This window comes from Morganella sp. GD04133, assembly GCF_029835375.1.
Taxonomy (GTDB): Bacteria; Pseudomonadota; Gammaproteobacteria; order Enterobacterales; family Enterobacteriaceae; genus Morganella; species Morganella morganii_B.
Window position 1 is genome coordinate 34,946 of sequence record NZ_JAODZS010000027.1, and the last position, 13,976, is coordinate 48,921.

12 protein-coding genes and 1 riboswitch are annotated in these 13,976 nt (G+C 49.4%); of the genes, 4 read left to right on the forward strand and 8 right to left on the reverse strand.

Going from position 1 to position 13,976, the window contains the following annotated elements:
• Positions 1-70: 70 nt before the first annotated feature.
• The 3 genes from N7387_RS14295 (at position 71) to N7387_RS14305 (ending at position 4,359) form a co-directional block, all read left to right on the forward strand.
• Complete coding sequence (locus N7387_RS14295) at positions 71-715, forward strand: hydrolase (RefSeq protein WP_279799816.1); 645 nt, start codon at positions 71-73, stop codon at positions 713-715.
• A 107-nt stretch (positions 716-822) separates the two neighbouring features.
• The gene (locus tag N7387_RS14300; protein ID WP_279799817.1) at positions 823-2,691 is read left to right on the forward strand and encodes an amidohydrolase; all 1,869 of its coding nucleotides are present in this window, start codon (positions 823-825) and stop codon (positions 2,689-2,691) included.
• 72 nt (positions 2,692-2,763) lie between these two features.
• Positions 2,764-4,359, forward strand: coding sequence for an MFS transporter (locus N7387_RS14305; protein WP_279799819.1), 1,596 nt, complete (start codon positions 2,764-2,766; stop codon positions 4,357-4,359).
• A 651-nt stretch (positions 4,360-5,010) separates the two neighbouring features.
• Here N7387_RS14305 and N7387_RS14310 read toward each other — a convergent pair.
• Both N7387_RS14310 and N7387_RS14315 read right to left on the reverse strand, forming a co-directional pair.
• Positions 5,011-5,733 carry a vWA domain-containing protein gene (locus N7387_RS14310; protein ID WP_274370101.1) on the reverse strand — a complete coding sequence of 241 codons (723 nt, stop codon included), beginning with the start codon at positions 5,731-5,733 and terminating at the stop codon, positions 5,011-5,013.
• A gap of 101 nt (positions 5,734-5,834) precedes the next feature.
• Positions 5,835-6,881 carry a hypothetical protein gene (locus N7387_RS14315; protein ID WP_279799822.1) on the reverse strand — a complete coding sequence of 349 codons (1,047 nt, stop codon included), beginning with the start codon at positions 6,879-6,881 and terminating at the stop codon, positions 5,835-5,837.
• A gap of 82 nt (positions 6,882-6,963) precedes the next feature.
• Between N7387_RS14315 and rlmA the strand changes: the two genes are divergently transcribed.
• Positions 6,964-7,779: a 23S rRNA (guanine(745)-N(1))-methyltransferase gene (rlmA, locus tag N7387_RS14320; protein ID WP_279799824.1), complete on the forward strand. Its 816-nt coding sequence runs from the start codon at positions 6,964-6,966 to the stop codon at positions 7,777-7,779.
• A gap of 45 nt (positions 7,780-7,824) precedes the next feature.
• Here rlmA and mntP read toward each other — a convergent pair whose 3' ends face one another.
• The 6 genes from mntP to N7387_RS14350 all read right to left on the reverse strand — a co-directional run bounded on the left by mntP (position 7,825) and on the right by N7387_RS14350 (position 13,886).
• Positions 7,825-8,394, reverse strand: coding sequence for a manganese efflux pump MntP (gene mntP / locus N7387_RS14325; RefSeq protein WP_262861347.1), 570 nt, complete (start codon positions 8,392-8,394; stop codon positions 7,825-7,827).
• Positions 8,395-8,439: 45 nt separating this feature from the next.
• Positions 8,440-8,598, reverse strand: a riboswitch (yybP-ykoY riboswitch).
• Between the two features lie 157 nt (positions 8,599-8,755).
• Positions 8,756-9,214 carry a DUF986 family protein gene (locus N7387_RS14330; RefSeq protein WP_262861883.1) on the reverse strand — a complete coding sequence of 153 codons (459 nt, stop codon included), beginning with the start codon at positions 9,212-9,214 and terminating at the stop codon, positions 8,756-8,758.
• Positions 9,215-9,323: 109 nt separating this feature from the next.
• The gene (gene manZ, locus N7387_RS14335; protein WP_025154114.1) at positions 9,324-10,181 is read right to left on the reverse strand and encodes a PTS mannose transporter subunit IID; all 858 of its coding nucleotides are present in this window, start codon (positions 10,179-10,181) and stop codon (positions 9,324-9,326) included.
• Positions 10,182-10,194: 13 nt separating this feature from the next.
• Complete coding sequence (locus N7387_RS14340) at positions 10,195-10,992, reverse strand: PTS mannose/fructose/sorbose transporter subunit IIC (protein ID WP_025154115.1); 798 nt, start codon at positions 10,990-10,992, stop codon at positions 10,195-10,197.
• Between the two features lie 63 nt (positions 10,993-11,055).
• A complete protein-coding gene (gene manX, locus N7387_RS14345) occupies positions 11,056-12,039 on the reverse strand; it encodes a PTS mannose transporter subunit IIAB (RefSeq protein ID WP_262861659.1) in 984 nt (327 codons plus the stop codon).
• 482 nt (positions 12,040-12,521) lie between these two features.
• Positions 12,522-13,886, reverse strand: a complete 1,365-nt coding sequence (locus N7387_RS14350) for an L-serine ammonia-lyase (protein WP_262861658.1) — start codon at positions 13,884-13,886, stop codon at positions 12,522-12,524.
• Positions 13,887-13,976: the final 90 nt, after the last annotated feature.

The window sequence follows — 13,976 nt, forward strand, 5'->3', positions numbered from 1 at the left end:
TATGTTTCCTGTCAGTGAGCAAGATTAATATTTATTTTTATCAATTTAACCAATTGAACAGGAACACATTATGTCTAAATTAGAACTGTTAAATCCGCAAAATTCTGCCGTTATTTTTATTGATCATCAGCCGCAAATGGCTTTCGGTGTGGCTAATATTGACCGCCAGCAACTGAAAAATAATACCGTTGGTCTGGCAAAAGCAGCAAAAATTTTCAATGTGCCGACAATTTATACCTCCGTTGAAACAGAAAGCTTCAGCGGATATATCTGGCCTGAATTACTCGCCGTCCATCCTGAATCAACACCTATCGAACGTACCTCCATGAACTCCTGGGAAGACCCGAAATTTGTCGAAGCGGTTAAAGCCACCGGGCGTAAAAAATTAGTCATGGCGGCATTATGGACAGAAGTCTGCTTAAATTTCCCGACCTTAATGGCGATTGAAGCAGGTTATGAAGTCTATATTGTGACTGATGCCTCCGGCGGTACCTCAGTTGATGCACATGAACGTTCCATTGATCGTATGGTGCAGGCCGGGGCTGTTCCTGTGACCTGGCAGCAGGTATTGCTGGAGTATCAGCGCGACTGGGCCCGCAAAGAAACCTATGACGCAGTGATGGGGCTGGTTCAGGAGTACAGCGGTGCTTACGGCATGGGTGTTGATTATGCCTATACTATGGTTCATAAAGCACCTCAGCGCGTTATTAAGTAACAGCGTTATAACCGGGGAGATTACTCTCCGGTTATTTTTTTCGATACCGCTTGCCGCAACAGTATTTGATAAGCAGTGAATTCCTCATAAACAGGAAACACATCATCATGAATAAACGCGTCGCATCAAAAATATTTATCAACGGTGATATTCATACACTCGATCGTGAAAATCCCGTTGCTCAGGCCGTCGCTGTCCGTGACGGCAAATTTATTGCTGTCGGAACCAACGATGAAGTTATGCAGTTCCGGAATGAAGAAACAGAGATTATTGATCTTAAAGGGCAGGTGATTATTCCCGGCCTGAATGACTCCCACCTTCATCTTATCCGCGGCGGACTGAATTATAACCTCGAATTACGCTGGGAAGGGGTGCCGTCATTATCGGATGCCCTGGCGATGTTAAAAGCACAGGCCGATGTGACACCGGTACCGCAGTGGGTCCGCGTTGTGGGAGGCTGGAGTGAATTCCAGTTTGCCGAAAGACGGATGCCGACATTAGATGAAATCAATGCGGTTTCACCGGATACGCCGGTTTTTGTGCTGCATCTTTATGACAGTGCGTTGCTGAATAAAGCGGCATTGCGGGTGATCGGTTATACCAGAGATACCCCGAATCCGCCGGGCGGCGAAATTCAGCGGGATGAGCACGGTAACCCGACCGGGATGCTGATTGCCAAACCCAATGCCATGCTGCTGTATTCCGCGCTGGCGAAAGGCCCGAAACTGCCGCTGGATTATCAGGTTAACTCAACCCGTCAGTTTATGCGCGAACTTAACCGTCTCGGGGTAACCAGTGCGATTGATGCCGGGGGCGGATTCCAGAACTATCCGGAAGATTATGAGGTGATCGCGGAACTGGCAAAACAGAATCAGCTGACTATCCGTATCGCCTATAACTTATTTACCCAGCGCCCGAAACAGGAGCTGGAGGACTTTCACGAATGGACATCGATGGTATCGCCGGGAGAGGGAACTGATTTTTTCCGTCACAATGGTGCGGGGGAAATGCTGGTATTTTCTGCGGCTGATTTTGAGGATTTTCTGCAACCAAGACCGGATCTGCCGGACAATATGGATGCGGAGCTGGAAGCTGTGATCCGCCACCTCGTTGAGCACCGCTGGCCGTTTCGTTTGCATGCCACTTATGACCAATCCATCAGCCGTATGCTGGATGTGTTTGAAAAAGTAAATAAAGCGATCCCGTTTAACGGCCTGCACTGGTTTTTCGATCATGCGGAAACCATCAGTGAGAAAAATATTGAACGGGTAAAAGCGCTGGGCGGCGGACTGGCAATTCAGCATCGTATGGCCTTCCAGGGGGAATACTTTGCGGATCGGTATGGTCATGAAGCGGTGAAACACACGCCGCCGGTGGCGAAAATGCTGAATGCAGAGGTGCCGGTCGGTCTGGGAACAGATGCGACGCGCGTAGCCAGTTATAACCCGTGGACAGCCCTTTACTGGCTGGTATCAGGCCGGACAGTCGGCGGCATGAAGATGTATGACGACAATAACCGGTTAGACAGAGATACCTCATTGGAGTTATGGACTATCGGCAGCGCCTGGTTCTCTGATGAACAGGGCAAAAAAGGGCAGATTAAATCAGGACAGTTTGCGGATTTTATTGCCTTATCTGATGATTATTTCCGTGTACCGGAAGCGGGAATTAAAGCGATTGAATCCCTGCTGACGGTGGTGAACGGCGAGGTTGTTTACGGTAACGGTATTTTCGGACCGCTGGCACCGCCGTCAATTCCGGTATTACCTGACTGGTCACCGGTTATTAAAGTCCCGGGACATTACTCTTATTTACAGCAGGAAAATAAAGCGGCGATTCTGAATCAGTTACACCAGTGCTGCGGTTCGTGTCATATTCACGGACATCAGCATGATATCGCCCGTAAATCGTCTGTGCCGGTTGCGGATGATAATGCCTTCTGGGGGGCGCTGGGCTGTTCCTGTTTTGCATTTTAATTATCGCTGTACATGTTAATACTGTGGCTGGTGGTAAAACACCGGCCATATTAAACCGGAGATCATATTCACATGACTAATCCGCAATCATCAGCCTGGTCGCCGCTGCGTAACCGTATATTTTTTGTGTTATGGATGGCGACATTATTTTCTAACATCGGAACATGGATGAATGATGTCGGTGCGGGATGGCTGATGACAAATCTGAGTCCTGATCCTGTCATGATTGCCGCCATTCAGGCGATGACAACCTTACCTGTCTTTTTATTAGCCTTACCGGCCGGGGCGATTGCCGATATTTTTGATAAGCGTAAGCTGCTTATTGTTGTCAATATCATGATGTTTTTTGCCGCTGCATTACTGGCTGTTCTGGTTTATTTCAATGTGGTCAGTATCGGCTGGTTATTATTAATTACCTTTATTCTCGGATCCGGTGCTGCCTTTTTAGGCCCGGCGTGGCAGGCGATTGTCCCGGGGATTGTGGCACCGCAAGAATTAAAAGCGGGGATCGCACTGAACAGCATGGGGATTAATATCAGCCGTGCCATCGGTCCCGCACTGGCCGGTGTGCTGATTTCACAGGTGGGGCTTTATCTTCCCTTTATGCTTAATGCACTCAGCTTTATTGCCATTATTGTGGCGGTATGGTGGTGGAAAGGGGAGAAATACAAAGAAAATACCTTACCGGCGGAATCTGTTGTCGCCGCGATGATTTCCGGGCTGCGCTATGCCCGTTACAGTCCGGCATTGATTAAAACCATTATCAGAGCCGCTGCCTTCTTTGTGTTCGCCAGTGCGTACTGGGCGATGCTGCCGCTGGTTGCCAGAGTGTCGCTTCAGGGGGATGCCACGTTATACGGGATTTTAACCACCAGTATCGGTATCGGGGCGGTCGCCGGGGCATTCAGTTTATCTGCGCTGCGGGCCCGGTTCAGTAGCGGAATATTAGTGACTGCAGGGACTGCCGGAACGGTCATTGTGCTGGTGATATTTGCCGTGACCACATCAAAATACCCGGCAATCGCCGGCAGTATTATTGCCGGGTTCAGCTGGCTGATCACACTTTCCACCCTGATGGTATCAGCGCAGACAGCACTGCCGGACTGGGTCAGAGCAAGAGGACTGGCGCTGTATCTGACCGTATTCTCGGGGTCAATGGCATTGGGGTCATTAATCTGGGGGCAGATTGCCTCACACACATCAATAACGATCGCGCTGCTTGCGGCGGCAGCCGGAATTATTGTTGTCTGGTTATGTGTGCTGAAAGTGAAAATTGACCACGACACTATCAATTTATCACCGTCGGAACATCTGACAATGCCGGAGGAATTACCGTTTTATTCTGAGGAAGATAAAAAACCGGTGATGGTGTGTATTCAGTATAAAGTGGATGCGGAACATCAGGCGCAATTCTTTGCACTGATGGAGCAATTAAAACGGATCCGGTTACGGGATGGCGGTTATTCCAGAGGGCTGTTTTCGGTTCCCGGCACGCAGGATGAATTTATGGAGACATTTATGGTGTCATCCCCGGCAGAACATCACCGTCAGCATAAACGGGCAACCGTGGATGATCGCCGGATTGACAGTCAGTTAAATGCGATTATCCGGAGTAAAACGGTTGTGCATTATCTCTCATATTCAGTGACTGCCGGAAAACAGAAATAAAACGGGAGGTACTGATAACAAAAATAATGAAGGGCACTATCCTGCTGATAAGGTGAAAGACACTAACAGTCATCAAAAAAAGAGTCCGGTAACAGTATATTTATTGACTAAACAGCCAAGTAATATCATTATGATGCGATGGTTTTCACATAACTAAAATGTAATGAGCAACGTGATGGATTCTGAGCAGTATGGGTAACAAACACGGACTGGTATTTCTTGAGCAGACAGTTAAGGGGATATTCAGAATATTACTCTCATTGATTGTAATTGCGTTTTTATTGCCGGTTATTCTCTTTTCTGTGCTGTGAATGGCACCGGCAGCATCTTTTTTCGGGCTGTCTGTGAGTGTTTAATGCTGTTTTTATTATAAGGTGGCGGTATTTTAAATTTTATATTTCACCGGGGTGTCGTTGTCCGCTATTGATTACCGGATTGCGGTTGGTTTTTCCGGGGAAATAAATCCGTCTGCCGGTAAGCATTATCATAGCCGGCTTTTGCCACCAGTCACTTTGGCGTATTTATCCGGCTGAACGTCAGTCATATCATGTTCATGGTAAGCAGCGTTGAGAGGAAAAAACGGAACGGGATGAGAAAATAAAACAGCACGGCGGACCGTACTGTTTTAGTGAATAAATAAGAAATAGTGTGTTATTTTTTACTTCGTTCGTTGTTATCTTTCTCGACTTCCGCTTTCCATTCGGAAGTAATCGGTTTTGATTGCTGTTTTACTTCAACGGCTTTGTTGACGGCATCATATGCTTTACCGTAACCGGCTTTATCCTGCACATAACCGGTGGCGTTATCACTTTTAATCCCGATATTACCGGCTTCTGCAATAGCATCAATATTGGCACCGAGGAAAATAAAGTCCCACTTATCTTCTTTTTCCGCAGAATTAATCATTGATTTAATTTTGTCCCGGCTGTATTTACGGCTGCTGTTTTCTTCACCGTCAGTAATAATCACAAATAACACATTATTATTCTTGGTGATTTTGCGGTTTTCACGGATTTTTTCAATAGTGATACCGACAGCGTCCAGTAATGCGGTATTACCACCGACAGAATAATCATCCAATGTCAGGTTTTTGACTTTGCTGATAGGCTCGCGGTTATGCAGCGTGCTGTTTTCGTGGTTGAATAAAACGGTGGTGACGTAAATATTGCCTTCTTTTTTACGGTTTTCGGCAAGAACGGCGTTATAACCACCGATGGTGTCCTGTTCAAAACCGGACATGGAACCGCTTTTATCCAGAACAAAGACCAGATCCAAATCTGCCGGTGCCGCAGGTTTGGTTTCTGTGGCCGCAAACAGCGAGGCGGAAAATAACAGCAGGAGTGGTGCAATAAAGGTGCGGGAGAGTCTGAACATAGATATTCCTTATACTATTTTCTGACGGGATAACACGACGGATAATGATGTATTCTGAGGTGAACAAAAAATATTCACAGCAGATTTATCCGATTAGCGGGTCACTTTGTTTCTTCCGTCCGCTGCAAAATAGCGGTGAGATATCCGGTGTCCTGATGCAGGCGCAGGTAACGGGAAACAGCCTCTTCCCATAAATGACCGTCACCCAGTATTGCCCGGCTGCGGGTGGAATGGCGTCCGTAGCGGTTCTGATACAGGCTGATTAATGTCTGGTTGACCTTGCGGACGTCCGGGCGCGGGGTTTTATCCATCTGATGCGCTATTGCCCGTTGTACTTTTTCAATCGCGGCAGGATCCGGCTCATAGCTGCATTCATGGTACTGGCTGAGCACAATAAAGGCTGGCGGAATATTTTCATCATACGCTGCCTGCAACCGCAGATGACCATCCAGTATAATGTAGGATGCCAGACCGCTGATATACCAGAGCAGCACCGGCGGCAGTTTTCCTTCGCGGGCCACTTTGCGCCAGTATTTCAGGCGGCTGCTCTGCGGTTCAACGGTATAGCGCGGCAGCAGCCGGTAACCGCCGAACCACCAGTCCACAAACATAACCCGTTCGGGGGATTGCAGATCAGGTAAATCACCGGGGTATAACTGCCAGTCCGCATTACTGATATCTTTGGTGAACGGCGAACGGAAGCACCATTTTTCGCGGGGATGCGGTGCGCTGACAATATAAGGGGCGGATGGCGGTGTAATATTCATCGGGCGCAGTAACCACTCTCCGGCGGTGAGCAGCGGGGAAGACCGTTCCTGCAAATCCCGGGCGAAGTAACGGCACCACTGCGGGGTTTGCTGCTCTGCCGGCAGAGCAGCAATTTTCTCAGTCTGTTGTGAGCGAAGCGGCGATAACAGATTCTGCTGAGCCGGATGATCCTGATTATAAATCAGCCAGACATCACTGTGATCTTTCAGAACGGTTGCCCAGAACAGCGGATTGCCGCTCAGCTGCAACTGCATCCGGCTGTTATGGCCGCTGAGCAGCGCAGGAGCATCGTCATTTACCGTTTCAGGATTAACCCTGACAAGCAGGCTGTGCCATTGCTGATAATCATCAATTTTATCCTGCCACCAGTAGGTTTTCATGGTATGGTTTCGCCTCAGATTTTCCGTCACCGGCACAGGCCGTTGCCGGTTGCACCCTTACATTATTTCACAGTGAATGATTATGTCTTACCAATGTCCGCTTTGCCAGCACCCGCTGACGCACCGCCCCGGCAGTTACAGCTGCGAAAACCATCATCAGTTTGATCTCGCGAAAGAGGGGTATATCAACCTCCTGCCTGTTCAGTTCAAACGCTCAAAAGAACCGGGCGACAGTAAAGAGATGATGCAGGCGCGCCGGGCATTTCTGGATAATCACCATTACCGCCCGATGCGGGAGCAGGTAATCGCGGCATTTGAACAGCATTTACCGGCACAGACGGAGCAGGTACTGGATATCGGCTGCGGTGAGGGTTACTACACCGGCGCACTGGCGGAAAGCCTTGCAGCACGGCAGGTGACGGTGTACGGGCTGGATGTGGCGAAGGTTGCTGTCCGTTACGGCGCAAAACGCTATCCGCAGGTCAGCTTCAGTGTGGCATCCAGCCAGCGGCTGCCGTTTGAGGATAACAGTCTGGACGGTGTGCTGCGGATCTATGCACCATGTAATCCGGATGAGTTAACCCGTGTGGTGAAACCGGGCGGCATTGTGATAACCGTAACTCCGGGCCCGCGTCATTTGTATCAGCTGAAATCCCTTATTTATGATGAAGTGCATCTGCATCCGCTGAAGGAAGAGCATTTCCCCGGATTCGGTCCGGCGCAGGAGCAGCAGGTGGCTTACCCGATGGTGCTGAACGGCGCGGATGCACTGGCGCTGTTGTCAATGACACCGTTTGCGTGGAAAGCGACAGAGGCAGTTAAACATCAGCTGGCGGCAGAAACGGCGTTTTCCTGTGAAACGGATTTTCTGATCCGGGTATACCGCCGGGAAGCATAATTCAGACGTAAAAAAAGACCCGCCGCAGCGGGTCATCAGAACGGATTAACCAATGTGTTCATACAGAATGGTAAATCCGATCAGGATCAGGACAATCCCGCCGATAATTTCTGCCCGTTTGCCCAGCAGCGGGCCGATATAGCGCCCGAGGATCATTCCGGTGGTGGCCATAATCATAGTCATCAGCCCGATAGTCATCGCAGTATGGACAATATTGACTTCCAGGAATGCAAGACCGACACCAATCGCCATCGCATCCAGGCTGGTGGCAACAGCTGTGGTGGCAAGATGTAATGCGCTGTGACGCTGTGGTTTTTCATGACGTTCGCAGCAGTCATCACCGGCGGTGATACTGTTATAGATCATACGTGCGCCGAGGATAAACAGCAGTGCGAAGGCAATCCAGTGATCCCATTCAATAACATACTGACTAGCAAAAATACCGATGGCCCAGCCGATAAGCGGGGTGACTGCTTCGATTATACCGAAGATAAAACCGGTGCGCAGGGCTTCACGTAAAGGTGGTTTGTGCAGGGTAGCGCCTTTGCAGACGGCAACGGCGAAGGCATCCATAGACAGGGCCAGGGCAAGGACGAGGGTGGCGTAAAAACTCATAAACTCAGTCTCGGTCGGATAGCTTATCCATATACACACAATCCAACCCCGACCTCCGGTGAACTGCGTGTCTATGGTCTTGCCAACCGAAACGGCATCCGTACCATGCTGATATAATAACACGCAAGTATGTTGACACGGATTTTCTGTTATTTCTCTGAGAGGTTAATAACAGAACAGGCTACTCCCCAATGACGTGACCGGAAAGATATCACAGAAAATAAAAAAGGCAAGAATATATATTCTGATTTCAAAAGATGCTAATGAGAATGATTTTCATTACATGGTATTTTAATAAGATAATAAAGACTAATATTATTATTAGTCTTTATTTTTGTAGGGGGATAAAAAGGAGGAGTTATTATTTATTATTAATCATAAAATTATAAATTTTTTGTAAATCATCAAGATGCGTTACCTTGATGTAAATTTTACGATTTTCCAAACCCACAAGAAGAATACCGTCTTCTGATAAATTCATGGTTTTAATTCGGTCATATTTAATATAGGCATTGGCGTAAAAAAATCCGTCCTGTTTAAAATATAACTTCGGTGAACGAATAAAAGCCAGATAAATAGCAATGATAATACAGCCGGAAAGTAAATAGGTTGTTAACGGACTACCGTGCCCGGTTATATTATTATAAATAACAATACCGATAAGAAGGATAAAGATCACGGCATCCGCACGGTGATTACGGCGCAGTTTTATCCGCAGCTGTGTTTTGCCTTTCAGTGTGCTGACAATAAATTCGTCGTAGACGGCAAACAGCAGCATCAGCACAATCACAGCCAGCAGAACAATATCATTTACACTCATTGTGGTTCTTTTCCCCTGAAATGAAACAGAAAACGGGAGGCAAGCCTCCCGTTTAAACTATCATACTCTTTCTGAAAATACGCGTTCGTCAGAACGTGTTTTTTACCGGTTACAGTCCGAGGAAACCAAAGACATAACCCGCAATACCCAGTATAAAGAAGCCGATGATAATCAGCAGGGCATTCACTTTATGTCGCAGCAGCCACATACAGCCGAATGTCAGCAGCAGCGGCATCAGGCCCGGCATCAGCTGATTGAGGATGGTCTGGACAGTGGTGATTTCCATCTCACCGGTGGTTGGGTTTTTAATTTCCGACACCACCAGCGGGATATTCACTTTTGTCCATTTGTTCACCAGTGCCCCCATGACAAACAGGCCGAGGATTGACGCCCCCTCGGTCAGTTTCTGCAGGAAGCCGCCGCCCATATCCTGAACAATATCCAGGCCTTTTTTGTAGCCGTAAGCCACGCCGTAGTAACGGGTCGCCAGGCGGACCAGGTTAAACAGGAAGAAGAACAGTAACGGCCCGAGCAGGCTGCCGGTCATGGCAATCCCCGCACCGAGGGCGGCAAAGACCGGACGCACGGTACCCCAGAAAATCGGGTCACCGACACCGGCCAGCGGCCCCATCAGACCGACTTTGATACCGTTGATGGCACCATCGTCGATAGCCGCACCGTTAGCGCGCTGTTCTTCCATCGCACAGGTCACACCGAGGATAGGTGCAGCCATATACGGGTGGGTGTTAAAGAACTCCATATGGCGTTTGATAGCCTGTCTGCGTTCTTCATTATTTTCCGGATAAAGACGGCGGATCACCGGTACCATGGAGAAGGCGTAGCCCATTGCCTGCATACGTTCAAAGTTCCATGAACCCTGAAACAGGTTTGAGCGGATGAAGACACCCCGGATGTCGCTCTTTCTTAACTGTTTTCTGCCGGTTACGTTGCTTGTAGTATCAACCATGTTGCTCACCTTCTTAGTCTAACTCGTTATCCAGGTCGTTTTTGCTGCCGGCAGCGACAACGACTTCCGATTTGTTGTATTTCGGACTGAGCTGGATATACAGCACAGCCATCACCGCACCGATCACACCCAGCGCAACCAGGTTGAACTCAGTAAATGCGGCGGTAACGAAACCCAGATAGAAGAATGGCATCAGGTAGCCGGCACGCATCATGTTGATAACCATGGCGTAACCGACCACAACAATCATGCCGCCGGCGATATTCAGGCCGCTGGTGACCCAGACCGGAATCGAGTCAAGCATTTCGCGGACAATATCTGTCCCGACGGACACGGCCACGATAACTGCCGGAATCGCGATACGCATTGCCTGTAACAGCAGAGCTCCGACGTGGATCATCCCCAGAGCGGTGAGATTGCCCTTGTCAGCAGCACGGTCACCCCAGTGCTGGAAGGCCACGGTGATGGTACGGACGATGATAGTCAGCACCTGTCCGGCGGCTGCCAGCGGAATAGCCAGCGCGATACCGGCACCGATATTCTGACCTCCGGCGATAACCAGGATGGTGGAAATGATGGATGCCAGCGCGGCATCCGGTGCCACTGCGGCACCGATGTTCATCCAGCCGAGTGCGATCATTTCCAGCGTACCGCCGATCATGATCCCGGTTTTCATGTCACCCAGTACGATCCCCATCAGCGTACAGGCGACCAGAGGGCGGTGGAACTGGAATTCATCGAGGATTGACCCCATACCCGCGATACAGGCAACGATGAAGACCAGGACGATTTGTACAACGGAAAGTTCCATTGTGTTTCTCCTTTAACCAGTCATTTTGCAGACAACAAATTTTGTATTGAGTAATGGGTCAAATTAACTTTCAGCTTTGCTGATTAAATCCATCATTTTTATTTTTGAATCGGTGGAGACTTTGCGGACTTCCAGCTCGATGTTGCGGTCATTCAGCGCTTTGAATGCCACGATATCGTTTTCATCGATAGAAACCGCATTGTTAACCTGTTTTTTACCTTCGTGGAAGGCCATCCCGCCGATATTGACCGATTTGATCTCCACGCCGTCTTCCACCAGGCGCAGAACATCCGCCGGGTTGGTGAACAGGAGCATGCAGCGGTCATTGGCGTATTTCGGGTTATTCCAGACGCGCACCATTTTCGCCACATCCACCACGTGTGCGGTCACACCCGGAGGCGCAACCTGCTTGAGCAGTGTTGAGCGGACGGTATCGTTGGCAACTTCGTCACTGACGACAATAATGCGTTTGACGTTGGTTTCTTTGGTCCAGCGGGTGGCGACCTGGCCGTGGATCAGACGGTCATCGATACGGGCGAGGGCGATAGTCATGTGTCCGCCCGGGCCTGCCGGTGCCGCCGGCTGTGCGGCCGGTTTAGGTGCAGGAGCCGCTTTTGGTGCCGGTTCGTCCTGTGCTTTCAGGGCGCGGATCCCTTCACGGCCGGTTTCCAGCGCCACCGCAACCAGTTCCTGCAATGACGGATTATCATCACGGCACATAAAGGTTTCGACCAGCATCGGTACGTTAACGCCTGTGACTATCTCATAATTGCTGTTGCCGCCTGCGCTCTGATCCTGCTCAGTCACGATGCGGTTTGCTGCGTTGAACGGGCTGCCGCCCCAAGTATCAACGAGGAATAATACCCCGTCAGCGGTTGATAAACCGGGCAGCTTCTCATTGTACTTCGCATATAGTGTATCGGCATTTTCCCCCGGTACGAAATCGATGAAGGAGACGTTCTCCTGTTCACCGATCAGCATTTCCGTTGTGCGCAGTAACTGCTCAGCGGCTTTGCCGTGGGTGCCAATCATAATGGCTATACTCACCTCTGTTCCCCCTTAACATCAGTCAGGATGGTTCTTGTGTATTACACAGAATCTTTTATGGGTCAGAAAAAAACCGTAAGACTCCGGTGTAAAGATAGTCTCAGGCCCGTGTTACCGCTAATTATTTACGTTTAAACAGCGATAATTAATTTCGGGGCACTAATTAAATCAGAGGGTAACATTCTATGAAGGTAAAAAAACTTGCTTTCTGTCAGAAAACAACAAAACAGAAACATTGAAGACGCAATTATAGTTAATTATTGTGTTGAATGTATTATTTGCCAGAATGATAGGATGATTTTTATTTATTTGGCAGCGTGATATATCGGAGTGTTTTACATGTTGTTAGCATCTTTACCTGAAAATGGCACAAGCAGATTAAAAAACAACCCGTGCTGATGCGCTTCAGGTAAAAAATATCCCTGCAATGTTGCAGGGATATTAATGTTATCGAATTATGTTTTGTGAGTTAACTCACAAAATCAGTCGCACTGAACCTTGATTGCAAGACCGCCGCGTGATGTTTCACGGTATTTGGCGTTCATGTCTTTCCCGGTTTCATACATGGTTTCGATGACTTTATCGAGAGAAACGCGCGGTGCGCTGGTACGGCGCATGGCCATACGGGCGGCGTTGATCGCTTTCACAGAAGCAATGGCGTTACGCTCGATGCACGGCACCTGAACCTGACCGGCAACCGGGTCACAGGTTAAGCCCAGGTTGTGTTCCATGCCGATTTCAGCTGCCACACAGACCTGGTCCGGGCTGCCGCCGAGGATTTCAGTCAGACCGGCTGCCGCCATTGAGCAGGCCACACCGACTTCGCCCTGACAGCCGACTTCCGCACCGGAGATAGAGGCGTTCATTTTGTACAGAATGCCGACCGCGCCGCAGGCGAGGAAGTAGCGAAGATAGGTATCCGGGGTGACTTTTTCGATGCAGTGATCATAATATGCCAGCACCGCAGGGACGATACCGCAGGCACCGTTGGTCGGTGCGGTGACCACACGGCCGCCCGCGGCGTTTTCTTCGTTGACAGCCAGAGCAAACATATTAACCAGGTCAACCACGTTCATCGGGTCTTTGGAGAGTTTACCGGCGGAGTTGATCAGGCGGTTCAGTGCAGCGGCGCGGCGCGGGACACGCAGCGGCCCCGGCAGAATGCCTTCGGTTTCCAGACCGTGAGCGATACAGTCCGTCATGGTTTTGTAGACATCGGCGAAATAGGCGTCGATCTCTTCACGGCTGTGCATATCGAGTTCATTTTTCAGCATCAGCGAGGAGATGGAAAGCCCGGTCTGATGGCAGTGATTCAGCAGTTCTTCGGCTGAGGCATACGGATAGGACACCGGGGTTTCGTTGGCGTTGTCCTGACCGAAATGCTCTGCATCGACGATAAACCCGCCGCCGATGGAGTAATAGGTTTTGGTGTATAACTCGTCATCACCGGCAAATGCAGTGATGCTCATGCCGTTTTCGTGCAGCGGCAGGTTACCGGTGTGGAAATTCATGCCGCCTTCACGCGGGAAATCCACGGTCTGCTGACCATTGGCCAGTGACAGACGCTCAGTCTCTTCCACATTGCGGATAAAACCGTCAATGGCATCGATATCCACGGTTGCCGGTAAGTTACCGGCCAGGCCCATAATGATGGCGATATCGGTATGGTGACCTTTCCCGGTTAAGGAGAGTGATCCGTAGACATCAACAGAAACGCGGGTCACACGGGAAATCAGACCTTTCTCAACCAACTCATCAGCAAACTGCTTCCCGGCTTTCATCGGCCCTACGGTGTGGGAACTGGAAGGACCAATACCCACTTTAAACATGTCAAAAACGCTAATCACGTCAGACTCCTTAAAAAAACAATGTAATAGTGATTTATCGTAAAGCGCGTTACTTTACTGTTATTTGCTCACACGGATAAAGTAGTTTAT

What these genes read in the sequence shown, in the direction of transcription:
- N7387_RS14295 (WP_279799816.1), top strand. Translation starts at nt 71, where the DNA reads ATGTCTAAATTAGAACTGTTAAATCCGCAAAATTCTGCCGTTATTTTT.
- N7387_RS14300 (WP_279799817.1), top strand. Translation starts at nt 823, where the DNA reads ATGAATAAACGCGTCGCATCAAAAATATTTATCAACGGTGATATTCAT.
- N7387_RS14305 (WP_279799819.1), top strand. Translation starts at nt 2,764, where the DNA reads ATGACTAATCCGCAATCATCAGCCTGGTCGCCGCTGCGTAACCGTATA.
- N7387_RS14310 (WP_274370101.1), bottom strand. Translation starts at nt 5,733, where the DNA reads ATGTTCAGACTCTCCCGCACCTTTATTGCACCACTCCTGCTGTTATTT.
- N7387_RS14315 (WP_279799822.1), bottom strand. Translation starts at nt 6,881, where the DNA reads ATGAAAACCTACTGGTGGCAGGATAAAATTGATGATTATCAGCAATGG.
- rlmA (WP_279799824.1), top strand. Translation starts at nt 6,964, where the DNA reads ATGTCTTACCAATGTCCGCTTTGCCAGCACCCGCTGACGCACCGCCCC.
- mntP (WP_262861347.1), bottom strand. Translation starts at nt 8,394, where the DNA reads ATGAGTTTTTACGCCACCCTCGTCCTTGCCCTGGCCCTGTCTATGGAT.
- N7387_RS14330 (WP_262861883.1), bottom strand. Translation starts at nt 9,214, where the DNA reads ATGAGTGTAAATGATATTGTTCTGCTGGCTGTGATTGTGCTGATGCTG.
- manZ (WP_025154114.1), bottom strand. Translation starts at nt 10,181, where the DNA reads ATGGTTGATACTACAAGCAACGTAACCGGCAGAAAACAGTTAAGAAAG.
- N7387_RS14340 (WP_025154115.1), bottom strand. Translation starts at nt 10,992, where the DNA reads ATGGAACTTTCCGTTGTACAAATCGTCCTGGTCTTCATCGTTGCCTGT.